The sequence below is a fragment of the uncultured Thalassolituus sp. genome (assembly GCF_950066645.1).
GTDB lineage: Bacteria > Pseudomonadota > Gammaproteobacteria > Pseudomonadales > Oceanobacteraceae > Thalassolituus.
The window spans coordinates 165,174-190,742 of sequence record NZ_CATMFB010000004.1 but is presented as its reverse complement, the minus strand read 5'-3'; the positions used below and the strand labels follow the sequence as shown (position 1 = coordinate 190,742).

18 protein-coding genes are annotated in these 25,569 nt (G+C 52.0%); 6 read left to right on the top strand and 12 right to left on the bottom strand.

Annotated features, from left to right (window positions below):
* Nucleotides 1–464: 464 nt before the first annotated feature.
* Nucleotides 465–3,425, top strand: coding sequence for a ribonuclease E (gene rne, locus Q1L85_RS05410; protein WP_373914596.1), 2,961 nt, complete (start codon nucleotides 465–467; stop codon nucleotides 3,423–3,425).
* Between the two features lie 114 nt (nucleotides 3,426–3,539).
* Here rne and prpF read toward each other — a convergent pair whose 3' ends face one another.
* The 5 genes from prpF to Q1L85_RS05385 form a co-directional block, all read right to left on the bottom strand.
* Nucleotides 3,540–4,718, bottom strand: coding sequence for a 2-methylaconitate cis-trans isomerase PrpF (prpF, locus tag Q1L85_RS05405; RefSeq protein WP_300425153.1), 1,179 nt, complete (start codon nucleotides 4,716–4,718; stop codon nucleotides 3,540–3,542).
* Nucleotides 4,719–4,944: 226 nt separating this feature from the next.
* On the bottom strand, nucleotides 4,945–7,542 hold the full coding sequence (gene acnD, locus Q1L85_RS05400) for a Fe/S-dependent 2-methylisocitrate dehydratase AcnD (RefSeq protein WP_300432529.1): 2,598 nt from the start codon (nucleotides 7,540–7,542) through the stop codon (nucleotides 4,945–4,947).
* A 333-nt stretch (nucleotides 7,543–7,875) separates the two neighbouring features.
* Nucleotides 7,876–9,003: a 2-methylcitrate synthase gene (gene prpC / locus Q1L85_RS05395; RefSeq protein WP_300432527.1), complete on the bottom strand. Its 1,128-nt coding sequence runs from the start codon at nucleotides 9,001–9,003 to the stop codon at nucleotides 7,876–7,878.
* An 86-nt stretch (nucleotides 9,004–9,089) separates the two neighbouring features.
* Nucleotides 9,090–9,968, bottom strand: coding sequence for a methylisocitrate lyase (gene prpB, locus Q1L85_RS05390; RefSeq protein ID WP_300425378.1), 879 nt, complete (start codon nucleotides 9,966–9,968; stop codon nucleotides 9,090–9,092).
* A 24-nt stretch (nucleotides 9,969–9,992) separates the two neighbouring features.
* On the bottom strand, nucleotides 9,993–10,652 hold the full coding sequence (locus tag Q1L85_RS05385) for a GntR family transcriptional regulator (RefSeq protein ID WP_300425380.1): 660 nt from the start codon (nucleotides 10,650–10,652) through the stop codon (nucleotides 9,993–9,995).
* 192 nt (nucleotides 10,653–10,844) lie between these two features.
* Here Q1L85_RS05385 and Q1L85_RS05380 point away from each other — a divergent pair, with 192 nt between their 5' ends.
* From Q1L85_RS05380 to Q1L85_RS05365, 4 genes are all read left to right on the top strand, one after another.
* Nucleotides 10,845–12,293, top strand: coding sequence for a DUF4856 domain-containing protein (locus tag Q1L85_RS05380; protein ID WP_300425381.1), 1,449 nt, complete (start codon nucleotides 10,845–10,847; stop codon nucleotides 12,291–12,293).
* Between the two features lie 106 nt (nucleotides 12,294–12,399).
* Complete coding sequence (locus Q1L85_RS05375; RefSeq protein ID WP_300425382.1) at nucleotides 12,400–13,617, top strand: imelysin family protein; 1,218 nt, start codon at nucleotides 12,400–12,402, stop codon at nucleotides 13,615–13,617.
* A complete protein-coding gene (locus Q1L85_RS05370; protein WP_300425383.1) occupies nucleotides 13,610–15,829 on the top strand; it encodes a TonB-dependent receptor domain-containing protein in 2,220 nt (739 codons plus the stop codon). The genes Q1L85_RS05375 and Q1L85_RS05370 overlap by 8 nt, the downstream gene beginning before the upstream one ends.
* A 4-nt stretch (nucleotides 15,830–15,833) precedes the next feature.
* The gene (locus tag Q1L85_RS05365) at nucleotides 15,834–16,754 is read left to right on the top strand and encodes a sterol desaturase family protein (protein WP_300425384.1); all 921 of its coding nucleotides are present in this window, start codon (nucleotides 15,834–15,836) and stop codon (nucleotides 16,752–16,754) included.
* A 10-nt stretch (nucleotides 16,755–16,764) separates the two neighbouring features.
* On the opposite strand, the gene rraA is transcribed toward Q1L85_RS05365, so the two are convergent.
* From rraA to ppsA, 4 genes are read right to left on the bottom strand one after another with little or no spacing between them, the layout of a single operon-like run.
* Nucleotides 16,765–17,256, bottom strand: coding sequence for a ribonuclease E activity regulator RraA (gene rraA, locus Q1L85_RS05360; protein WP_300425385.1), 492 nt, complete (start codon nucleotides 17,254–17,256; stop codon nucleotides 16,765–16,767).
* Nucleotides 17,253–17,927, bottom strand: a complete 675-nt coding sequence (locus tag Q1L85_RS05355) for an NAD-dependent epimerase/dehydratase family protein (RefSeq protein WP_300425387.1) — start codon at nucleotides 17,925–17,927, stop codon at nucleotides 17,253–17,255. The genes rraA and Q1L85_RS05355 overlap by 4 nt, the downstream gene beginning before the upstream one ends.
* Nucleotides 17,917–18,867 carry an alpha/beta hydrolase family protein gene (locus Q1L85_RS05350; RefSeq protein ID WP_300425389.1) on the bottom strand — a complete coding sequence of 317 codons (951 nt, stop codon included), beginning with the start codon at nucleotides 18,865–18,867 and terminating at the stop codon, nucleotides 17,917–17,919. Before Q1L85_RS05350 ends, Q1L85_RS05355 begins: the two co-directional genes overlap by 11 nt.
* 15 nt (nucleotides 18,868–18,882) lie before the next feature.
* A complete protein-coding gene (gene ppsA / locus Q1L85_RS05345) occupies nucleotides 18,883–21,252 on the bottom strand; it encodes a phosphoenolpyruvate synthase (RefSeq protein ID WP_300425391.1) in 2,370 nt (789 codons plus the stop codon).
* 92 nt (nucleotides 21,253–21,344) lie between these two features.
* On the opposite strand from ppsA, the gene Q1L85_RS05340 reads away from it, so the two are divergent.
* A complete protein-coding gene (locus tag Q1L85_RS05340) occupies nucleotides 21,345–22,163 on the top strand; it encodes a pyruvate, water dikinase regulatory protein (protein WP_300425394.1) in 819 nt (272 codons plus the stop codon).
* Between the two features lie 128 nt (nucleotides 22,164–22,291).
* Here the strand turns inward: Q1L85_RS05340 and Q1L85_RS05335 are convergent, their stop codons facing one another.
* The 3 genes from Q1L85_RS05335 to Q1L85_RS05325 all read right to left on the bottom strand — a co-directional run bounded on the left by Q1L85_RS05335 (nucleotide 22,292) and on the right by Q1L85_RS05325 (nucleotide 25,549).
* On the bottom strand, nucleotides 22,292–23,035 hold the full coding sequence (locus Q1L85_RS05335) for an alpha/beta hydrolase (RefSeq protein WP_300425395.1): 744 nt from the start codon (nucleotides 23,033–23,035) through the stop codon (nucleotides 22,292–22,294).
* Between the two features lie 70 nt (nucleotides 23,036–23,105).
* A complete protein-coding gene (locus Q1L85_RS05330) occupies nucleotides 23,106–24,008 on the bottom strand; it encodes a DUF4124 domain-containing protein (protein WP_300425397.1) in 903 nt (300 codons plus the stop codon).
* On the bottom strand, nucleotides 23,918–25,549 hold the full coding sequence (locus tag Q1L85_RS05325) for an OmpP1/FadL family transporter (RefSeq protein WP_300425399.1): 1,632 nt from the start codon (nucleotides 25,547–25,549) through the stop codon (nucleotides 23,918–23,920). Before Q1L85_RS05325 ends, Q1L85_RS05330 begins: the two co-directional genes overlap by 91 nt.
* Between the last annotated feature and the right edge of the window lie 20 nt (nucleotides 25,550–25,569).

Here is a 25,569-nt window from a genome sequence, read left to right as displayed (position 1 = left end):
GAGCGCGTCGGCCCAGCCTTCAGCGCCTCCCCGGACTGGCCGAAAGATGGCCGCAAGTATAAAGGAAGAAGTGAACGGTAAAAACTCTTCCTGAGAATTGATTCGGCGGAATGACTCCGCCCGGTGAGATAAACTGCGCAGCTACCGCTGGCAATCTCGCATTATCAAATTATGGACAGTGTCGGTGCCAGGTAACTAACAGGCACCCATGCAGCCGGTCGGCGCAACACGTAAGACGCGACCCAGGTGCAGAGCACCCATAAACATTTTGGTAATAACCGGCCCTGTTGGCCGTGATGAACACTGCGAAAGTGACACAGATTTTCTGACAGACATGGTTACTCCATGACTGCTGGGCCCGCAAGCCGCTTGCTGCGGGCCTGTTCCTTCGCTGCTGTACAGACACAGCAGACAGGCCTGCGTTGCCAGTCAGGTACGTTGCCCCTGTGAGTATACGTACAAGCATGAAAAGAATGCTGATTAACGCGACCCAGCCAGAAGAGCTGCGTGTTGCGCTCGTTGACGGTCAGAAACTGTATGACCTGGACATCGAATCCGGTGCCCGCGAACAGAAAAAATCAAACGTCTATAAGGGTAAAATCACCCGCATCGAGCCAAGTCTCGAGGCTGCATTTGTAGACTTCGGCGCTGAGCGTCATGGCTTCCTGCCCCTTAAAGAAATTTCCCGCGAATACTTCTGCAAAGACCCAGGACCTGGCCGCATCAATATCAAAGATGTGCTCAAGGAAGGTCAGGACGTTATCGTTCAGGTGGATAAAGAAGAGCGTGGTAATAAAGGCGCCGCTCTGACGACTCAGGTCAGCTTGGCCGGCCGCTACCTCGTCCTGATGCCAAACAACCCTCGCGCTGGCGGCATTTCCCGTCGCATTGAAGGTGATGAGCGCTCAGAGCTTCGCGAAGCCATGAAAGGCGTCACCGTTCCTGACAAAATGGGCGTAATTGTACGCACAGCAGGTATCGGACGCTCCAGCGAAGAGCTTCAGGCCGACCTCGACTACCTGGTCCAGCTGTGGGAAGCCATTACCCGTGCCTCTGAAGAGCGCAAAGCTCCTGTTCTGCTGCTGCAGGAAAGCAACGTTATCATTCGTGCGATCCGCGATTACCTGCGCCAGGATGTTGGCGAAGTTCTTATCGACACCGACGAAGCGCATGAGCAGGCTCTGGCGTTTGTTCAGCAGGTAATGCCGCAGTACCAGAACAAGTTCAAGCGCTACGAAGATCCGGTGCCACTGTTCAACCGGTATCAGATAGAAAGCCAGATTGAGAGCGCTTTCCAGCGTGAAGTCAAACTGCCTTCTGGCGGATCAATCGTTATCGACCCTACCGAAGCACTGGTTTCTATTGATATCAACTCCGCCCGCGCAACAAAGGGTGCAGACATTGAAGAAACCGCACTGAATACCAACCTTGAAGCCGCAGACGAAATCGCACGTCAATTACGTCTGCGCGATATGGGCGGCCTGGTCGTGATCGACTTCATCGATATGATGGCAAACAAGAACCAGCGTGAAGTAGAGACTCGCCTTAAAAAGGCGCTCGAAATCGATCGCGCACGGGTTCAGGTAGGCCGCATTTCGCGTTTTGGCCTGATGGAGATGTCCCGCCAGCGTCTGCGTCCGTCGCTTGATGAGACATCAGCGCACGTCTGCCCTCGCTGTAATGGCACGGGCGTCGTTCGTGACACGCAATCAGCCGGACTGTCTATTCTTCGCCTTATCGAAGAAGAAGCTGCAAAAGACAACACCGCTCAGGTCCGCGCAATCGTCCCTGTCGTCGTGGCGTCTTTCCTGCTTAACGAAAAGCGCACGCTGATCGCAAACATCGAACAGCGTCACGGCTGTCGCGTTATGGTGCTTCCGAATCCGCACATGGAAACACCTCACTACGAAGTCCAGCGCATTCGCCCGGACGACAGCGTAGTCGACGAAGTGTCTTACGAGCAGCGCTTTGACGAGGAAGAACAGGAGCACCTGTCAGCCACCATGACAGCTGAACCTGTCCGCGTCCAGAAAGCAGCCGTCAGCACCGTTTCACGCCCTGTCGCAGCTGCACCTCAGGAGTCAGCGCCGGCTGCACCTGTCGGCCTTTGGGGACGCATCAGTCAGGCAATCTCCGCCCTGCTGGACAGTGACAAAGCAGACGAGACTCCCGCCGTTAAGCGTGAAGTCCGGATTGAAAAAGACACGAAGCCTGCACGGAAAGAACGCAACACCCGCAAGGGCGGTACAGAAAACCGTAAGTCCGATGGTGACAGAGACAATCGTCGTTCTAATCGTAAGGATAAACGTCAGGATCAGGATCGCAACGAGCGCAAAGACACGCGCAATACTCGCGACCGCAAGACTGAAAAAGACGGCACTGAGAACGCGCAGGGTCCTGACTCACGCAACGAGTCGGGCAACCGCAACAACAAGGGACGCAACAACCGTCGCCGTAACGACCAGAAGGGCAGCGAATCTGCTGGTCTGGTTGATGGCAATCAGAAATCTGATAGCAATAGCGATTCAACTTCTGAAAACCCGAATGCCAAGCGCGCACCACGCCGTGACAGGACTCGTCGCAACAACACCGAGCGAACTGCTAAGCGTAACGACAGCGCGGGTAGCGAAGCAGAAAAAGAAGCGACCAGCACAGCGGTTGCAGCTGAATCTGTAACCGCCACGGAAGTGACGAAGCCAGAGGTTTCAGCGGAGCAGAACACGGAAGCAAACAGTGAGACTGCATCAAGCGGTAACGGACGTCGCCGTAGTCGTCGTCGCAACCGTAACAACCGCAGTGAACGCGGAGCAAGTGACAGCAATCAGACGCCAGAAACGGCTTCGACCGAAGCTGGTGCTTCTGAAACTGCGCCGGAAGCTCCAGTAAAAGTTGACAGCAACGAAAAGTCAGAAAAAGCAACAGCGACAGAAGCAGCAACTGAAACTGCAGCGACTGAAACTGAAGTAGTTTCTGCAGATGCTGCCGCGGATACGGCAAAGGAAGAAAAGCCTGCTGCTCAGGTAAAAGCGGACGTTTCTGAAGAAAAAGCAGAAACCAAAACAAAGCCTGCTGCACGTAGAGCTGTGAAGCCTGAGCCAAAGACAGAAGATAGCCCCGCTCCGGAAGCTGAAGTAAAACCTGCGACCGAGAAAGTCGAAGAGAAGACTGAAACAGCCCCAACCGAAGCCAAGGCTACTCCTGAGACTGCAGAGGCCCAGAAGGCCCCAGTTGCTCCAGAGGCTGCGCCTGAGACCACGCCGGATGCATCCGATGACAAGGGCGCTTCCCGTCCGCGTCGTCGCCGTCGCACCAACAGCACCGGTCGGGCTCCAAATGACCCGCGTAACAGCGGAGACAACGCAGCCCAAGGCGACCAGCCTGAGAAACAGGAAGCTGTAGCAGAAGAGAACCAGGGCGATCAATAATTGATCGCCCTGCCCCTGCTTGCCGGTCCTTACCGGCAAGCAGACATAAAAAAGCCCGCGATTGCGGGCTTTTTTATGTCCGGACGTTTCTACGATCCGATCAGAAATCGCTGATCAGAACGTTCCACCCGGAATATGGACATTACCTTCCATAATAATACGCGCACTGCGGCTCATTACGGCTTTTTTAGCTGTCCATTCACCGTTCACTTCTTCAGCCGCCGCACCAACACGCAACGTACCGGACGGATGACCAAAGGTGACAGCATCACGATCACCACCACCGGCCGCTTCATTCACCAGAGTGCCTGGAATCGCTGCAGCAGTCGCGATTGCAACGGAGGCGGTACCCATCATGGCGTGATGCAACTTGCCCATCGACAGCGCACGAACACAGAGGTCGACATCACCTTCTGAAATCTGCTTGCCACTTGATGATTCATACGCTGTTGCTGGTGCAACGAATGCAATTTTCGGCGTGTGCTGGCGATCAGCCGCTTCGGCAACGTCTTTGATCAGGCCCATTTTTACCGCGCCATAGGCACGCATGGTTTCAAAGCGAGCCAGCGCGTCTGCATCTGAGTTCAGATCTTTCTGCAGCTCAGTACCTTTGTAGCCAATATCTGCAGCGTTCACGAAGATGGTTGGAATGCCAGCATTGATCATGGTCGCCTTAAACGTACCGATACCCGGAACTTCAAGATCATCCACCAGGTTGCCGGTTGGGAACATAGAACCTTCGCCATCGGCCGGATCCATGAATTCAATCACAACTTCAGCGGCCGGGAAGGTCACGCCATCCAGCTCAAAATCGCCCGTTTCCTGCACTTCACCGTTGGTGATCGGCACATGAGCGATAATGGTTTTGCTGATGTTTTTCTGCCAGATGCGAACCGTACAAATACCGTTTTCAGGAATACGATCAGCACTCACCAAACCTTTAGCAATGGCAAACGCACCAACCGCCGCCGTGAGGTTGCCGCAGTTGCCAGACCAGTCAACGAAAGGCTTGTTGATCGACACCTGACCGAACAGATAATCAACATCGTGATCAGACTGTTCACTTTTCGCCAGAATCACGGTCTTAGAGGTGCTGGAGGTCGCACCACCCATACCATCGATCTGCTGTCCATAAGGATCAGGACTGCCGATGGTACGCAGCAGAATCTTATCGCGCGCCTCACCCGGCACCTGAGCCGCTTCTGGCAGATCCGTCAGACTGAAGAAAACACCCTTAGACGTACCGCCACGCATGTAAGTCGCCGGGATTTTAACTTGTGGTTTATGAGTCATAAGATGCCCCATTAAATAATAAAAATAAGGTGGGCAATGCCCACCCTACCGATTCAGCTTTATATCGCTAACACCTCACAGCCCCAACGACGAAAAACACGTCCGCTCGGGAGGCGTCAGTGAGGCCGCTGCAACGAGGCGCCCCGCAGCGAGACCCCGAGACATACCAACTGGTAGGCGACGGGGCGAGCGAGGACGCAACAAAGTTGCAGCAACGCAACTAGCCTCAGTTTGACTTAAGGAAGTCTTTGGCGAATTTTTGTAGCACACCACCTGCGTTATAGGTCACTACTTCTTCAGCAGTATCCAGACGACAGGTCACTGGCACTTCAACGGTTTCGCCATTCTGGCGGTTGATGATCAGTGTCAGATCGCCACGCGGAGTACGTTCACCCACGACGTCGTATGTCTCGGTGCCGTCCAGCTCCAGTGTCTTACGGGTGGTGCCTTCTTTGAACTGTACCGGCAATACACCCATACCGATCAGGTTGGTACGGTGAATACGCTCGAAGCCTTCAGCAACAATCACTTCAACACCTGCCAGACGAACACCTTTGGCCGCCCAGTCACGGGAAGAACCCTGACCGTAGTCAGCGCCGGCAACAATGATCAGCGGCTGCTTGCGGTTCATGTAGGTCTCGATGGCTTCCCACATACGGGTTACCTGACCTTCCGGCTCGATACGCGCCAGAGAGCCCTGCTTCACATTACCGTCTTCATCACGAACCATTTCGTTCATCAGTTTCGGGTTAGCGAAGGTCGCACGCTGAGCAGTCAGGTGGTCACCCCGGTGAGTTGCGTAAGAGTTGAAGTCTTCTTCTGGCAGACCCATCTTGTGCAGGTATTCACCGGCAGCACTGTTCATCAGAATCGCGTTAGACGGAGACAGGTGGTCAGTGGTGATGTTGTCTGGCAACAGCGCCAGTGGACGCATGCCTTTCAGAGTACGTTCACCTGCCAGCGCGCCTTCCCAGTATGGAGGACGACGGATGTAGGTCGACATCTCACGCCAGTCGTACAGCGGACTTGGTGCCTTCTCAGCTTCACCCAGATCGAACATCGGGATGTATACATCACGGAACTGCTGCGGCTTAACGAATTCACCAACGATCGCGTCGATTTCTTCGTCAGATGGCCAGATGTCCATCAGGCGGATTTCTTTGCCATCAACCACGGCCAGTACGTCTTTCTCGATATCAAAACGTACGGTACCAGCAATCGCGTAAGCAACTACCAGTGGTGGAGACGCCAGGAACGCCTGCTTAGCGTATGGGTGGATACGACCATCGAAGTTACGGTTACCCGACAGTACCGCTGTGGCGTACAGGTCACGATCGATGATTTCCTGCTGGATCACTGGATCGAGCGCACCAGACATACCGTTACAGGTAGTACATGCGAACGCCACAATACCGAAGCCCAGCTTCTCGAGCTCTGGCAGCAGGCCAGACTCTTTCAGGTACAGCTCAGCCACTTTAGAGCCCGGCGCGAAAGACGATTTCACCCAAGGCTTACGGATCAGACCCAGTTCGTTGGCTTTCTTAGCCAGCAGACCAGCAGCGACTACGTTGCGCGGGTTAGAGGTGTTGGTACAGGAGGTGATCGCCGCAATGATGACTGCGCCATCCGGAATCAGGCCTTCTGCTTCTTCAGCTTTTGCTGCATCCAGGTTGCCAGCAATGCCTTTGGCTGCCAGATCTGCCGTTGCCAGACGTGCGTGCGGGTTGGATGGACCAGCCATGTTACGGCCAACAGTCGACAGATCGAACGTCAGAACACGTTCGTATTCCGCAGTTTCCAGGGCTGTCGCCCACAGACCAGTCTCTTTCGCGTACTGTTCTACCAGAGCGACCTGCTCAGGCTCACGACCAGTCAGGTTCAGGTAGTCAATGGTCTGCTCGTCGATGTAGAACATCGCTGCAGTCGCACCGTACTCTGGCGTCATATTGGAGATGGTAGCGCGGTCACCGATGGAGAGGCTGGATGCACCTTCGCCGAAGAACTCGACATAAGCACCGACCACACGCTCCTTACGCAGGAACTCCGTCAGAGCCAGTACGATGTCAGTGGCAGTAATGCCTGGCTGACGCTTACCTTTCAGCTCAACGCCCACGATATCCGGGAGACGCATCATGGATGGGTGACCAAGCATGACAGTTTCGGCTTCCAGACCACCCACGCCCACAGAGATTACGCCCAGCGCATCAACGTGCGGGGTGTGAGAGTCGGTACCAACACAGGTATCTGGGTAGGCAACGCCTTCACGCGCCTGAACCACCGGAGACATTTTCTCCAGGTTGATCTGGTGCATAATGCCGTTACCCGCTGGAATCACGTCGACGTTGTCGAACGCGGTTTTGGTCCAGTTGATAAAGTGGAAACGATCTTCGTTACGACGCTCTTCGATGTCACGGTTTTTCTGGAATGCATCCGGATCAAAACCACCACATTCAACAGCCAGAGAGTGGTCAACAATCAGCTGAGTCTGAACCACAGGGTTCACTTTAGACGGATCACCACCCTGCTCTGCAATTGCATCACGCAGACCCGCCAGATCCACCAGAGCGGTCTGGCCGAGGATGTCGTGACAGACAACGCGCGCTGGGTACCAAGGGAAGTCGAGATCACGCTTACGGTCGATCAGCTGCTCAAGGCTGGCGTTCAGTGCTTCTGGTGCACAACGGCGAACCAGCTGCTCTGCCAGAATACGCGAGGTATAAGGCAGTGTGTCGTATGAGCCCGGCTTGATGGCTTCGCATGCCGCGCGGGTATCAAAGTAGTCCAGGCTGCTGCCCGGAAGATTCTTACGGAATTCAGTATTCATACTCAATTTCTCATCACGGTTTTGGCGCACTCGATTCGGTGCGTGGATGAAAGCCGGTTTTCAACTCGTCGTGAATCCATCCATGGAGACTCCCGCATGCCATCCATGGCATGCAGGGTTGAAAACCGGCTTCCACCCACCCCCCTTACACCGGGTGGGCCGCTGAAATCACCGCTCAATATGGCGGGGACTTCGGAGTACTCAAGTGAGAGCGACTGTTGCGATCTGGCTGTGCACCACATGGATGTAGCGCCCAAGCCCCCAGGGATGGGTTCACGGCGCGCCAGAGAGCAATAGCCGCCTCTCACATTTAACTTTTAGCGGCGCAGCGACTTAGCGGTCAGTAATCGCCGGAACCGCACGGTTCTCTTCACCAGTGTATTCAGCGCTTGGACGGATAATACGGTTGTCAGCACGCTGCTCCATTACGTGTGCTGCCCAGCCAGTCAGGCGGGAACATACGAAGATCGGAGTGAACAGCTTGGTTGGAATACCCATGTAGTTGTACGCAGACGCATGGAAGAAGTCAGCGTTACAGAACAGCTTCTTTTCGCGCCACATAACGGCTTCACAACGTACAGAAATGTCGTACAAGTTGGTGTCGCCATTCTCGTTCGCCAGCTTCTCAGACCACTCTTTGATCACAGCGTTACGCGGGTCAGATTCGCGGTAGATCGCGTGACCGAAGCCCATGATCTTATCTTTGCGCGCCAGCATACCCATGATGGTTTCTTCAGCGTGCTCTGGGTTGTCCATGCCTTCGATCAGATCCATCGCTGCTTCGTTAGCGCCACCGTGCAGTGGGCCACGCAGAGAGCCGATAGCGCCAGTGATGCAGGAGTGCATATCGCTCAGCGTTGACGCACATACGCGTGCGGTGAAGGTAGACGCGTTGAATTCGTGCTCTGCGTACAGAATCAGAGATGCCTGCATGACACGAACGTGCAGTTCAGACGGCTTCTCGCCATGCAGAGTCCACAGGAACTGCTCTGCAATGGAATCAGCATCGGTATTCTCATCAATGCGCTTGTCATTGTGAGAGAAGTTGTACCAGTAGTTGATCATGCCCGGGAAGACAGCCAGCATACGATCAGTCGCTTCCTGCTGCTCATCGAAGCTTTCTTCGGTTTCGAGGTTGCCGAGCATAGAACAACCGGTACGCATCACATCCATTGGATGAGCGGACGCAGGGATACGCTCAAGCACTTCTTTCAGCGCCTGTGGCAGGCCACGCATTGCTTTCAGCTTGCTCTTGTATGCATCCAGTTCAGCCTGGTTTGGCAGCTCGCCTTTCAGGATCAGGTACGCAACTTCCTCAAACTCACAGTTTGCAGCAAGGTCTTTAACATCGTAGCCACGATAGGTCAGACCAGAACCTGATTTACCTACGGTCGACAGAGCAGTTTTACCGGCGACCTGACCACGCAGGCCCGCCCCAGAGAGTTCTTTTGCAGCAGCCATGTGCTTCTCCTATAACTTTAGATACTTAACGTAACTATCTGAAATTATTAATTTTTATAACAGGAGGAATATCTCCCATCGGCAACTTACTTATTCTTTCCTTCTTCAAACAGCGCATCGAGCTTCTGTTCAAAATCGTGGTAGTTCAGGTAATCGTACAGCTCCATACGGGTCTGCATAATGTCGATCACCTTACGCTGATGACCCTCTTCAAGGAGGCTCTTGTAGACAGTTTCAGCGGCTTTGTTCATTGCACGGAAAGCACTCAGTGGGTACAGAACCATAGCGGCGCCCCACTCGCCCAGCTGCTCGCGGCTCCACAGTTCGGTCTGACCGAATTCAGTGATGTTCGCCAGAATCGGCACATCCAGCGCTTCAGCGAATGCGCGGTAGTGCACTTCAGTCTTCACAGCTTCTGCGAAGATGCCGTCAGCGCCAGCTTCAACACACGCTTTAGCACGGTCGATCGCGGCTTCCAGACCTTCCTGAGCAAACGCATCGGTACGAGCCATGATGAAGAAATCCGGATCAGTACGAGCGTCTACAGCCGCCTTGATACGGTCAACCATTTCTTCTTTAGAAACGATTTCTTTGTTCGGACGGTGACCACAACGCTTCTGAGCAACCTGATCTTCGATATGAACAGCGGCAGCACCAGCCTTTTCCATCTCTTTGATGGTGCGAGCGATGTTGAATGCACCACCCCAACCGGTGTCGATATCTACCAACAGCGGCAGAGAGCTGGCAGACGTGATACGACGCACGTCTTCAACAACGTCGTTCAGAGACGTCATACCGAGGTCTGGCAGACCGTAAGAGGCGTTTGCAACACCACCGCCGGAGAGATAGATCGCCTGGTGGCCGATCTTTTCAGCCATCATTGCGGCGTACGCATTGATGGTACCTACAATCTGCAGCGGCTTGTTATCTTCAAGCGCCTTACGGAACTTCTGGCCTGGGGTCATATCAGGTCTCCTGTGCCATATGTATTAATGTCGGGCCTCGTGAGCCAGACGAGTTTCAAGGTTAGTCAGCGACGCCTGAATATGGCGCCTCATCAATAATTCGGCGAGCTGCGGATCACGACCTTTTATCGCCTCCACAATCCGCTGATGTTCTTTCAGTGCAAGCAGTGGCCGTTCGGTACTTGTGCTGGTGCGGTAACGATACATACGAATGATGTGGTAAAGATCACCACACAACATCTGATGCAAGCGACCATTCTTGCTGCCTTCAATAATGCGGTAATGAAAATCGAGATTGCCGGACTTCTGGTAATAACTGAGGCCCTGGTCCGCCTCAATTGAGCGGGCATGTTCAGCCAGCAGCGACTCAAGGTCAGCCACCTCTTCATCCGTCATACGTTCAGCGGCCAGACGACAGGCCATACTTTCCAGTTCAAGACGGACTTCGTAAATATCCCGCAACTCTTCAAGAGACAATGACACCACTCTGGCACCCGCGTGAGGAACACGGACAACGAGGTTGCGAGCCTCAAGTTTCTGTATAGCTTCCCTGATGGGAGCACGACTCCCGCCATAACGCTCAACAAGCGCCTGCTCAGACAGCTTTTCGCCCGGAGCAAGCTCCCCTCGGACGATTGACGTTGTCAACTCATTAAACACTTTGTCGGCAAGAGTCTTTGACATGCAATGTCTACAATATAGTAAGAGAGGTCGCAATTCTAAGGCAATTCACTCCCCGCATCCACCTCATTGTATACAATCCATTTTTATTATTAACATTTTTAATACGAAGAATTCGCATTACGTTTGACATTAATTTTCAAATCCATACACTGCTCCGCGTTTTTGTAAGAATTCAATAAAAAGGATCTGAAAATGAAACTCCCTAAGGTAAGCGCTCTTGCCGTAGCAACCATGTCTATCGCTCTTTACGGTTGCGGTGGCGGCTCCAGCAGCAACGATGACGACAACGTAACAACGCCTGTTGTTCCTGAAAGCAGCTACAACGTCCCGGAGACCTATACGTTTACGGACGCCAGTGGCAACGACACCGTCAGCTACAGCGGCCAGACTGCTCGCCACATCCTTATCTCAGATCTTAAGGCGGCGACTGCAGACGTCACCGACACAACAGAAACAGCCGCATTTGATTATTTCTTCCGTTTCGACAGTGAAGCAAACGGAGATAACGCATTTGATTTCGCGATCGACGGCCAGACCCTTGTCCAAGACACTTACAACTCAATTTCATCAGGTAAAGATCTGATCAGCAAAATTGCCGGACAAGACAAGGCAGAGCATGTTCTGGGCGAGGGCTTCTTCGGCTGGGGCGACGTAGCAAGCCCTACTGATCTTGTCGATCAGTTCTTCGATGATCTCGTGCTTAATGCAGACACTGGATTCACTATCGCAACAACCGCCAGCGACACAACCGCTGTTGAAGTTGCATATGTTTCTCCTGAAGGCCTCGACTATGTGCAACTGATTCAGAAGTTCCTGCTTGGTGCAGTCACCTTCTCTCAGGGAACGGCAGATTACCTTCAGACAGATTTCGCAGACGCGTCTAATCTTGCGCTCGTTGACGGCAAAAACTACACCGCTGCAGAGCATAAGTGGGACGAAGCATTCGGTTACTTTGGTGCAACGCGTAACTTTAATGATTTCACCGACGACGAAATTGCAATCAAAGGTGGTCGTCCTGAATTCCAGGGCTACAACGATGCCAACGGTGACGGCCTGCTGGACCTGAGAAGCGAAGTTATCTTCGGTAATTCTGCCAACTGTGCCAAGCGTGACCGCGGCGCCACCGTTGAAACAGACCTCACGAAAGAAGCTTTTGATGCATTCCTGACTGGTCGCGCCATCATCGCCGAAGCCTCTGCTGCTGGTGAGCTGACCTCCGAAGCTGCCGCCGATCTCGAATCACAGATTCAGATTGCAGCTGTTACCTGGGAAAAATGTATTGCAGCAACGGTTATCCACTACATCAACGATACCATTGCAGATATGGATGACTTTGACGGTACCAAGTTTGCCGACGTTGCCAACTTTACTGACCTGGCAAAGCATTGGGGTGAAATGAAAGGCTTTGCTCTGGGCCTCCAGTTCAACCCACTGTCACCATTCCGTGTCAGCGAAGCAGCAGTCGCCAATCTCGAAGAGGTCCACTCTCTGATGGGTGATGCACCAGTACTTGCTGATGGAACACAGGCTGGCGAAGCCTTCACTGGTGGTGTTAGCCAGTACCGTACAGACCTGCTGGCAGCCCGCGATTTGCTTCGCGATGCGTATGGCTTCCACGCCGACAATGCAGCGAACTGGTAATTACCAGCTTTGAATAGAAACGCCCGCGATATCGCGGGCGTTTTTGTATGGAAATTCCTTAATACTAGCAATTCTTATTTACATCATCTCTATCACGGAGAGGTACATGTTCCGCCGCTATATTTCACTCGCGACCCTGATTACAGCATCACCACTTCTGATGACAGGTTGTGTCGGGAGTTCGGGCTCTGGTCAGTCGGAAAGTCTGGATGACTTCCCATTTACTGAAATGCTTGCAAATTACACCGACAACATCATCGAACCATCTTACCGATCATTCGCAGAACTGAGTCAGACCATCAGTGTCAGCTCCTACTGCGATGCCATCGGCAGTGACGGCGAGTCCTCAGCGCTGGATGCCGCCCAACACGAATGGCTCGATCTCATGGCATCCTGGCAAGCTAATGAAATGATGATAATCGGCCCTCTTGCCAGCAGCGACATGAGTCTCAGAAACAGAATTCTCTCTTACGGGAGCAACTTTTCCCATAACGCCTGCGCTGTCGACCAAGCGGTCATTGCAGCTACCGAGCCAGATTTCAGCATAGTCACGCGGCGAAACAGCGCGCGGGGGCTAGATGCACTTGAATATCTTCTTTTCAATCAAGACCTCGACCACTCGTGCCCTGCAACAACAGAAGCAACTCAGGACTGGAACGACCTGACCGATTCAGAGAGAAAGACCCAACGTTGCGCCTATGCAAAGTTCGTCTCGGCAGACATCACCCAACAAGCACAAACGCTGCTTGAACAATGGGATGCACAGCGCTCCGATTTCCTCAACCCGGTCAATACGAGTGAAAGCCTCGGAGCCCTGTCAGATGCACTTTTCTACATTGAAGAATATGTAAAGGACACAAAGGCAGGAATTCCAACCAGCATTATCAATTCAGGGTGCGACGATGCTGCATGCCCTGACGACGTCGAGTCTCCATACACCGAAACATCTTTTGCGAATATCCGCATCAACCTCCAGACCTTTAAAACCCTGCTCACCGGAGGTTCCGGCCTGGGGTTCGACGACGTTATCGCCAGAACTGAGTTTTCAGACAGTGGGATCATTGAAAACCTGCTGTCAGATACGGGTGCCGCAGTGTCCTTTATCGACTCCATGGACCAGTCTCTGCTTGATCAGGCAGAAGCTCAACTCCTGTCCGGAGATGAAACAGCCTGTACAAACAGTGCAGCAAACCCGGATAGCGGCTCTGTCGACATGTGCAGCCTTTATGGCCTGTTAAAGCGGATTACTGACAGACTGCGCGTAGATTTTATTGCCGCTGTAAATCTTGATCTTCCGGAACGAAGCCAATCTGACAATGACTGACCCGAGCATTACTATGAATTTTTATCGGATTAATTTATTAAAGGCGTCGGTATCTGCAGGACTTCTGATCTCTGTTCCGATGCACACGACTGCTGCCGAAGAAGCTGTTCACCTGGACACGATGACTATTATTGGTTCTGAGCAGGAGCTGGCAACCATCGCGGGCTCTGCAACGAGAATCGACGAGAGCATGATCTCCGAATTTGACAGCACCGACCTCAATGATTTATTGACGAGAACGCCTGGTGTCTATATTCGTTATGAAGACGGTTACGGGCTACGCCCCAATATAGGTATCCGGGGTGTCACCTCCGACCGGAGCCAGAAGATCACCTTGATGGAAGATGGAATTCTCATCTCCCCTGCACCATACACCGCCCCTGCAGCGTATTACATTCCGAATGTAAACCGGATGCAGAGTGTTGAAGTTGTAAAAGGCCCCGCGGCCATTCAATACGGCCCGCACACCATTGGTGGAGCCATAAATATGGTGACCCTTCCGACGCCCTACACCGATGAAGGTAGTCTGGACCTCACTTATGGTAGTGACAATTACTATAAAGGGCGTCTTCAGTATGGCGACACTCCTGAAGCATTAAATAAACAATGGGGCTATCACATTGATCTGCTCTCCTACGGCGCTGACGGATTCAAGGAACTGGACAATGGAGATGACACCGGTTTTGCCCGAAATGATGTAAATGCAAAGCTATTCTGGGAGAGCGCCCCCTCCGCAGAATACGCTCAGTTTGCCACTCTGAAACTTGGATACGCTGAAGAAACGTCAGACGAAACATATCTTGGTCTGAGTGATGATGATTTCAGTGCAAATCCCAATCGCCGCTACGCCGCAAGCCAACTCGACCAGTTCAATTCAGATCACAGCCAGGTTCACTTTATTCATGGCATCGAATTGTCATCATCACTGAGCATATCCACGCGAATTTACGACCAGACATTCAATCGCTCCTGGAATAAATTCGATGGTTTCATAGATGGCGTATCTGCTCAGGATGTCCTTGCCAATCCAGATATTTTCATTAAGGAAATGTCCGCCCTGCGAGGCGACATTGCCACATCAGACAGTGAAGACATCACTATTGACGTCACCGACAATGACAGAACCTATGGCTCCAAGGGTATATCACTGACCGCTGACTACCTCGCATATACAGGATCGGTTGAGCATTACCTCAGAGCTGGCCTGCGCTACCATCATGATTATGTCAGTCGCCACCATACCCAGAGAGGATACTTTATGGTTGATGGCACTCTGGAATTTGATGGTATCGAGGACCGGGAAGCCAAGACTCTCAACAGAGCAGAGTCGGATGCAGTTGCTCTGTTCTTGAGCGACGAACTTCGCGTCAACGACTGGCTCATCAATCTCGGTATGAGATATGAAACCATATCAGGACAGGTAAAAGACTATCTGACAGAAACCGAGAGTGATCGCAATCAAAGCATACTCGCACCGGGCGCTGGGGTTTTCTTCCAATGGTCCGATAATTTCGGATTACTGGCGGGCGTCTATAAGGGATTCTCCCCTGCCGGTCCGGCGTCGGACGACAGCGTTTCACCGGAGGAAAGCATCAATTATGAGTATGGTGCACGATATAAATCAGGCGAGCTTCATGCAGAGATCGTCGGTTTCTTCAGTGATTATTCAAATCTGATCGGTCGCTGCCGCGCCTCCGACAGCGGCTGTACCGTTGGTGACGAATTCAATGGTGGAGAAGTCCAGGTTGCTGGATTTGAATCCACAATCAATCATGCGCTGCTCCATGGACGCTACCGTTTCCCCGTGCAGCTTGTATACACCTATACTGAGTCGGCTTTCCAAAGTAGTTTTCAGTCGGGTTTTTCCCAGTGGGGCATTGTTGACGAGGGGGATGAACTTCCTTATCTGCCAAAACATCAGGCCAGGCTAAGCACCGGTGTTGAATTTGATCGCTGGAATGTTGCAGGCGCGATTCGCTACACAGGAGAGGCCAGAGAAGCTCCCGGGCAAGGTAGCTATTCTTCAGGCATCAGTACTGAAGCTCATACCCTGTTTGATCTGAGTGTCTCATGGCAAGCGACAAATGCGGTGCAGGCTCGCCTTATTGGCGAAAATCTGACGGATGAGCAGGTTATTGTCTCGCGCAGACCCTTCGGCGCACGTCCCAGTCAGCCTCTGACCGTTAAAGCGGCCATACGCTGGGATTTCTGAGAATATGATTGCAGACACAGGTGCAAGTGAGTTTCTGTCACTCACACTGGGGCAGATCACCGATCCCAGCAAGCGCCTGTTCTGGGGGTTTATCGCCAGTAGCATTGTATTAATTCTGATCTACTGGTGGATAAGCCCCTATCCGGTCACCTGGCATCGTGTTCAGCAGACGTTCTTTTCTCGTCGCTACTGGCTGACGAAATCAACGCTTACTGACACCTCGTACCTGATAGCAAACAGTTTGATTAAACTGCTCATTCTGGTACCACTATTCGGCTCCCATTTACTTGGTGCAGTCTGGTTTGCCGGTTTGCTTCAGAAATATTTTGATAGCCCATCGGCCATCGAGCTGCCGACATGGGGCATTGCCGTCGCCTTTTCGCTGACTTTCTTTCTGCTGGAGGATATCAGCCGCTTCGGTTTGCATCGTTTGATGCACAAAGTTCCTGCACTATGGCATCTTCACAAAGTACACCACAGTGCCACAACACTTACTCCATTGACGCTGCATCGGATTCATCCTGTAGAAATGACACTCTACGCATTAAGAGGGTGGCTGGTGTTCACCCTGGTCTCTGGTGCATTCCTCTATCTTGCGGGCAGGGAACTGACAGCGTTGCACATACTCGGCGTTGACGCACTGGGCTTTCTGTTTAATGTTCTGGGGGCGAATCTCAGGCACTCTCACATTCCACTGAGTTTCGGACCTTTTGAGCGCTGGTTTATCAGCCCGGTACAACATCAGATACATCACAGTAGTGCTCCGGCACATGTCGACAAAAACTTTGGCACCTGCCTGGCAATATGGGACAAACTGGGAGGAAGCTGGGTGTCGGGGCGATCTGATGACTCCCCTTCTGCTGCTGATGATCACAGCCTCAGAGAACCACGATTACGTTTCGGACTGACCCAGCCCGAAACGTAGTGTCGGCAATTTATTCAGGCATGCTCAGCGCTTGTGGAGAAACGATGATGCCGTTGTTATCTGCATAGACAAACTGACCCGGCACGAACTCTACACCACCAAATTTGACTTTGACATTTACGTCACCCAGACCGCGCTTATCGGTCTTCAGCGGATTAGTTGCCAGAGCCTGAACGCCCAGTTCGGTTTCCATGATCACGTCAACGTCGCGAATGCAGCCGTAGATAATGATGCCTTCCCAGCCATTTTTAGCGGCCTTCTCTGCCAGCATGTCGCCCAGCAGAGCGTGGCGCATTGAGCCGCCACCATCAACCACCATCACTTTGCCTTTGCCATCGGTATCAACCAGCTCTTTTACTTTAGAGTTGTCTTCGTGGCATTTAACAGTAACGATTTCTCCACCGAATGATTCACGGGCACCGTAGTTGTTGAACATTGGCTCAACAACAGTAATCAGGTCCGGATATTCATCGCACAGGTCTGGGGTAATATATTGAGTCATAGAATCTCTCCTGAGTTAAACATATCTATTTCACGTACTTTAAATCGGTGTAAGCCAGTTAAATCCTGACCGGCAGCCACTACCATGGCAGAGGCAACTGCCGCTCCTTTCCGGGCCTGAATATTTTTTGGCAAAGGTGGCCGCAATACTAAACCTGCCAGTGCCTCTGCGAGACGAAAATCATCGCGCTCACCAAGCAAAACCGAGGGCTGCCAGAACTGAATACAAGGAACACTCAGTCGACCGACCCCCTGCTCCATTTCGCCCTTGATACGGTTATAGAAAAACATCGAACCCGCATTCGCACCTGTCGCGCTGACAATCGACAACAACCGAGCGCCAGCAGCGACGGATTTCCCCGCAAGATCAATCACCAGATCACGATCCACTGCAGCCAGGCCAGACTTACCGGATACCTTCTGTGTTGTTCCCAGAGCACAGAAGAAATGATCAACATGCCCAGGAAAAGACTGATCGAACGCATTCCAGCGAAGCAACCCTGTGCTGAGCGCCTCCTGAGCAGTGACAGAGAGATCTGTCGGTTTTCTGCGCGCCAAAACCACTACCTGAGTGTATTTGCCTGTGGCAATCAGAAGATCCAGAAGATGCGCACCAATCAAACCTGTCGCTCCAGCGAGCACTGCGACATTGCGCTGCTGGTCAGCCGGCATAAGCCTTTAACCAATTACTGACCTTCGGCCAGACTTCAAGTTCTGCTTCCTTACTGACAACCATGTCTATATGGGCAAAATCCTTACTGAAGCCGTTCTCGGTACCAAGCAACAGCTCCTCTTTCGGACCACCATACATACGGTAAAACCGCTGACAATATTTTGCAGGATCCGTTGTATCCCCCGCTGCGGAAACACCGAGCATTGGAATACACTCTTCTTTCCAACGCGGAAGCAGAGGTTCATTCGTCGAGGGAAGTTTCCAGCGACCAAGCAGACTATGGCGAGCAAGATACTCATTAATGACGCCTGCAGGTTCATTTTCAGGCCCGATCTTAAGTTTGCGGCCATCGAGTTCCTGCTTAAAGTAAACCACTCCTCGTGTGATCTGACTCAGCAGAGGCACCTGCAACGCCAGATTCGGGCGAACGACCTGTGTCCCGAACATTACGAACGCAGGAATCGTATTATCACAGAAACCTGCAGCAACGGCTGTTGCGATCATAGTGCCACCGAGAGAGTGACCAACCCAGGCGGGAAAGCGCCCTGTTTTTTCTTCGATAAATTCGTGCACTGCAGGCACGTCGTACCGTGCGTAGCGTTCAACAGTATTTCTGCTGTAGTCCTGATTGCGAGGCGACAGACCATGGCCCCGCTGTTCAAACAACCAGACATCGAAGCCCTGTTCAACCAGGTATCGGGCAAAGCCCTGACCTTTCGGCGAGAGCCAGAACCCACGATTAGTGAAACTACCGTGAACAAGAACCAGGGGAAAGCCGCTTTTCTCGGGAAATTCCGCAAGACCAACCCGCGTCAGAGCAATCTGAACACTCTGATCCGGATCGCGGTTATGCTTAACGAGATAGATATCCTCAGAAAGATCTCCGAGGATATCCGCCCTCATCAATGTGACTGGAAACAGCGCACTGCTGCTCTTCATTCAATTACCGCCCTTTCAGTCCTGCTTATTTGCAAGGAAAAACCAGGTATCGAGAACAGAGTCCGGGTTCAATGAGATACTGTCGATTCCTTTGTCCATCAGCCAACGAGCAAAGTCCGGGTGATCTGATGGCCCCTGCCCACATATCCCAATGTATTTGCCGGCCCGTTTACAGGCATCAATGGCATTTTCAAGCAGCGCCAGAATCGCTTCATTCCGCTCATCAAACAAATGAGCGATGATGCCTGAATCACGATCAAGCCCCAGCGTTAACTGGGTGAGATCATTGGAACCAACTGAAAAACCGTCGAAGTGTTCAAGAAACTTATCCGCAAGAATCGCGTTCGCTGGCAGTTCACACATCATGATCAGACGAAGATCATTTTCGCCACGCTTCAGCCCATGTTCTGCAAGAAGATCGACCACTTGCTCCGCCTCACCCACGGTACGCACAAATGGAACCATGATCTCGACATTGGTGAACCCCATTTCATTCCGGACTTTCTTCATTGCCCGACATTCGAGTTCGAAGCAGTCGCGGAAATTTTTCGATATATACCGGGAAGCACCCCGGAAGCCAAGCATCGGGTTTTCTTCTTCCGGCTCATAAAGGCGCCCGCCAATCAGGTTGGCATACTCGTTCGATTTAAAATCCGATAAACGAACAATGACCCGCTTAGGCCAGAACGCCGCAGCCAGAGTCGAAATACCTTCAACGAGTTTCTCGACGTAGAAATCAACAGGCCCGGGATATCCGGAAATACGTCTCTCAACCGTGGGCCGCAGATCATCCGGAAGCTGATCGAAGTTCAGCAGTGCCTTAGGGTGAACACCAATCATGCGGTTGATAATAAATTCCAGTCGGGCGAGCCCTACACCAGCATTAGGCAGTGCCTGAAAATCGAAAGCGCGATCCGGGTTACCAACATTCATCATAAGCTTGAGGTCCAGATCTGGCATGGACTCAACACTGTTTGTCCGAACATCAAAATCCAGAGCACCATCATAAACGAATCCGGTATCACCTTCTGCGCAAGAAACGGTGACTTCCTGGCCATCGCTCAGGCGATCAGTAGCATCTTCACATCCAACTACGGCAGGAATGCCCAGCTCACGCGCGATGATCGCGGCATGACAGGTACGCCCCCCACGATTCGTGACGATCGCGGCTGAGCGTTTCATGACTGGCTCCCAGTCAGGGTCTGTCATATCTGCGACAAGCACATCGCCTTCCTGAACCTGATCCATATCTTCAATACGATCAATGACTTTCACCCGGCCTTTGCCAATCCGGTGACCGATACTCCGGCCTTCCGCGAGCACGTTACCCTGTTCTTTCAGGAGATAGCGCTCCATCACCTGCTTACTGGCTCGGCTTTTTACCGTTTCAGGGCGGGCTTGCACGATATAGAGCTGACCGTCATCACCATCTTTTGCCCACTCGATATCCATCGGGCGGCCATAGTGCTTTTCGATAAGCACAGCCTGACGGGCCAGAGATTCCACCTCATCGTCTGTCACCGAAAAAATACGTCTGAGGTCTCGATCAACGCGCTGCGTTTCAACTGACTTGCCCACTGCGGCTTCAGTGTTATAAACCATCTTGATCGCTTTTGCGCCGAGGTTGCGCCTCAGGATAGCTGGGCGACCGTCCGCGAGGTTGCGTTTGTGAACGTAGAATTCGTCAGGGTTAACCGCGCCCTGCACAACGGTTTCACCCAGACCATAAGACGAAGTAACAAACACAACATCGTCAAAACCAGACTCAGTATCGAGCGTAAACATCACACCACTGGAAGCCGTTTCGCTACGAACCATTCGCTGGATACCGGCAGACAAAGCCACCTTATGATGATCAAACCCCTGGTGTTCGCGATAAGCAATCGCGCGATCGTTGAACAGTGATGCAAACACGTCGCGGATAGCGTGCAGAACGTTATCAATACCGACGATATTCAGATGGGTTTCCTGCTGACCTGCGAATGAAGCATCTGGCAGATCTTCTGCGGTAGCCGAAGAGCGGACAGCGACAGCAACAGATTCATTCCCAGCCTGCAATTCAACAAATGCCTGTCTGACAGCGGCCTCGAGAGCTGGCGGCAGTGGCGCATCAAGAATCCACTCGCGAATCTGCTGACCGGTACTCGTCAGGGCCTGGATATCATCAACATTTAGACTGCTGAGGGCCTGATTGATACGGGCATCCAACCCTTCATGTGAAAGAAACTCACGATAAGCGTCGGCGGTTGTAGCAAACCCCATAGGTACCGAGACACCAACGCTGGACAGATTTCCGATCATTTCACCAAGAGAAGCATTCTTACCACCGACCTTTTCTACGTCGTGTATCGAAACCTGATCAAACTTAAGTACGTAATCGGTCAACGCCCTTCTCCTTAGTGATACTTTTAACGAACGGATGAATCGCCCATAATGGGGACTGCGTAATACTAAGTGCACGCAGGACAAATTACCACATGAAGCGCTACGCCTATTTCATCTCCGATGGCACGGGGATCACCGCAGAAACACTCGGAAACGCATTACTTGCTCAGTTCGATAAAATCCAGTTTACCCGTGTCACTCTGCCCTACATCGACTCACCAGAGAAAGCCAACGCCGCTGTGGCCAAAATCAATGAAGCTGCAAAAGAATCGGGGGCACCGGCGATTCTTTTCGATACCATTATTGATAAAAGCATCCGTTCGATCATTGATACCGCAGACGCTTTCAAAGTCGACATCTTCGAAACATTCCTGTCACCACTTGAGCAGGAACTGAGCGTAGAAAGCTCATACTCTGTCGGTAAGTCACACTCATCGGCGAACAGCGCGAGTTATCTCCACAGAATTGATGCAATCAATTTCGCACTGGACAACGATGACGGAGCGAGAACCCGACACTACGAGGACGCCGACGTAATTCTCGTCGGGGTATCACGCTCTGGAAAGACACCAACTTGTCTTTATCTGGCCATGCAGTTCGGCATCAAAGCTGCGAACTACCCATTAACAGAAGAAGACATGATGGAACTGAGTCTGCCCGAGTCATTGAGAAAACACCGACACAAGCTGTTCGGCCTGACCATTGACCCAGAACGTCTGTCAGCAATCAGAACTGAGCGCAAAGCCAACAGCCGATATGCGTCGCTCAAGCAGTGTTACCATGAGGTAGACGAGGTTGAAATGCTTTACGAACGCGAGAACATCCCGTTCATCAGCACAACCGATAAATCCATCGAAGAAATTTCGACAAGAATTCTTCAGACAACCGGCCTGAAACGATCCCAGAGCTAGGGCTAATTCTGAATCAGGTGACAGGGAAAGTGAACCAAGAGTCCTGTGAGTCTTTAGTGCTCTAAGAGCCCTACCCGATCACGGGCTCGCAGACGCCAGGCTTTACATTCAGGGGACGTATAGCTCCCCTAACCGATTAATATCCGCGCGTTTATGATTTTTGCGATCTCACGCGGACGCGTATAAACGAGGCCATGATCACTGGCGTCGATAACATGTGATGTCCAGTCCGGACTCTGCTGGGAAAGCTTTTCGTGGCGTTGGTGCATCGACTGAGAGGAAAGGCCACCAACTAAACTGCAGCCAGCCACTGGTGATACCCAGCCTGCGTACTCTGCAGCGCGCTTATTAAGCGATTCAGACACTGCACCGATCCCATCGGCAAGCCCAGTTCCACGATGCATCAATCGCTCAACTGCCATTTTATCGATGGATGCGTTACGCACGCGACGTGGCGATACCGTATTTAAGAACTCAAGGTATGGTGCCGGCGCCGCCGGGTCCTTTCTTATCGCCGCCGCCAGACTGTCATACTGGGTCGCCCTCATACTCAGATCTGCCGCCTCAGTTGACAACAATGCAGCGGGCTCGATCAATACCAGCGACGTTACCGCGCTCAGAGCATTTAGGAGCTCAATTGCCAGCAACCCACCAAAAGAATATCCAACCAGAGCTATGTCTTCCCAGCCGAGTTGCTTTACAAGCCCACAGACTGCATCGAGATAGTCCTCTGTCAGAGGCGCACGATCAAACAGAAAGTCAGATTGCCCCATACCTGGAAGGTCTGGAATTACGATCTCGCTCCAACCCTCAAGATAGGACGTAACAAAACGCCAGGTCAGATCCCCAGCAACACCAGCCCCGTGAAGCATAAGTAGCTTCTGACCCGGGTTGCCAGAGCGGAGACGGGAATACCTTATCAGCGCAGCAGCACTGCTGAATTCAGAAAGGTGGTTCACCGGAAGCCCAGCGAATCTCGAGAGACATATCCTCAGCAGGCTTAAGCTCAGGGAATACAATCAACCCTGTTACCTCAGCGTCTTCAATGAGGATTTTATACTCCTGATAAGCCTGGCCATGCCAGCTTTCCGGAATAAATGACGAAGGCATGTCAAACTCAACGTAAAGCGGCCGATAGTCTGAACTTACAGCCACAAGATTGGTAGAAACCTCTGCACCACGCAACCGGAGCACGACGAATCTTGGTCGATTGTCATTGCTCACTTTACCGATTTCAAGATACCAGGCTGGGCGCTTACCTTCACCGGTTTCAAACGACCGATAGCGCGTAGGATCAAATAACTGAACTGAGCGGAATGGTTTTAAAGCAGGTTGAAACTGCGTCTTAAATCCAACACAACATGCTCCCTGAGTGACCTCACCAGGAACACGGAACGGCACCGCCAGAATAGTATGCCACCCGAGAATAGCTTCACTATCTTCGGCCACCTCGTCGGCTGCAGCCTGTTCCGCGTCCGCATCATAAGCTTGTGACCTTGTAACACCCTGAGCATCTACCCAAATATAAAACGACGGGTTTTCCTCGTTATATTTGCGGATTTTCTCTTCAAGCTGCTCTTCAGTAAGAAACTCTTCAGACTCCACCGACTTGGAATCGGCAGGTGATGCGACAACTTCTTTTGCAGAACTTTTGTCAGACACGGGGGTATTGTGAATACGCCCCTGGGCATCAACCCAGGTGTAATAGCCGTCGCCGGCGGACGCCGGCAACGCAATCAGAGATAAGAGTAGAATCAGAACTTGGTGCGGAAACTGATACCCGCGTGACCGATCGTTAACTTGGTATCGACGTCGAGTCCTGGGTACGGGTTGGTTACTACGCATGTAATACAGTTCCGGTTCAGAGAGTTACTCGAATTAGGATACTCGTCCTCATTGCTCTGAGGGTCTGCTTTGATATGTTCAACAGACTTCATAAAGCTCATCGACAGATCAATCACAGTATCAAGGTCCCACTGGTAGCCAAGACCAACAGCGTAAAGCCGCGCAAAGCCAATCGGCGCCTGGAGGCTGCGAGAATCATCCGGGATTGAACTCTTACGAGGCTCAATACCCGCACGCAACTGAATACGTGAGTTCAGATCCATCGCCATACCGATGTTGTAGGTCCAGACGCTGCGGAAGTTAAGAGGCATCTCCAGAGTGTTTGGGGTCACAATACCAGGTGACATCAACTGAGCTGTAGAAAGGAAGCTTACGTTGCGATCAAACTTCAGATCGAGACTGTCCCACTCATCGAAATCGGTCCAACCTGCATCCAGATTCAGGTGAAAGATATCGAAATACCTGAACTTCACACCCGCCTGGAAGTGCTGTGGATACGTCAGCTCGGTGCTGACATGTCCAGCCTCATATTTCTGACCACGCGGAAAAGAGAAGATTGCTCCAGTAACCGCACCGATAATTGACGAGTTAAACGTCTCAAAGAACTCTGCGAAGTCGTCTGTGTACTGAAGGTCAAAATCACCTTTCAGGCGACTCTTTGCTTCACTCTGATACACCGCGCCGAATTTAAACCAGCTATTCGGTTCCCAAAGCATCCCAAGGTTAAACGATGGGGACAGGCTTTCGGTCATTTCAATATTGAGCGTACCAACATCATCATACGGGCCGACATTACCACCACAAAGGAGGATAAACGGCGCAAGCGGATCCGACCCAACGGTGTTACCTTCATCATCAAAACACCCAAAAGCATCCTGAAGCTCTTCAAGTACACCCACCAGAACGTTAGGCGCACGGATATCCTGCTCAAGGGCGACTGCCTGATGCGAGAACAGGAGGCTTCCCCCCACGGAGAATTCGTCCGTTACCTGATACCCGAAAGACGGTGACAGGTAGGTGAGGCGCTGAATCGCAACTTCTTTTGCCTGATATCGACCAGGGTCGTCATCGTCCTTAGAGAAGCCTGCAGCCATAGGTGCATACAAGCCATTAGCAAAAGTAAATTTAGAGCCAGGCGGCTTAACAGAAATACCAACGGAAGGAAGCGCCACAATCGGTAAAGGGATGCCTACCGTTCCGACAAAAGGAAAGTAGGCAGCCACATGGGCGCGACTCTTTCCTTCGTTAATTACGGGGTCTTCTGAAATGTCCAGCAAGCCTGCGTTGTTCGCATCGTAGTCGTCAGGAAGACTGAACTCAGCCTCTGACTTGAGAATAATAGAATGCAACTGCAGTTGAAACTGACGCCCCTCCAGCTTGGTAAGACCCGCTGGATTAAAATGAATATCCATAATCCCCGTTGGGTCGGCTGTTACCGCATTCCCCAGGGACATAGCTTTATTGTCGATAAACATATTCTGGAGAAGCTCAGCATTAGCCAACCCCGGAATCATCATCGCTAAAAGTGCTAACTTCCGCATATCAAACCGCCATAAACTGT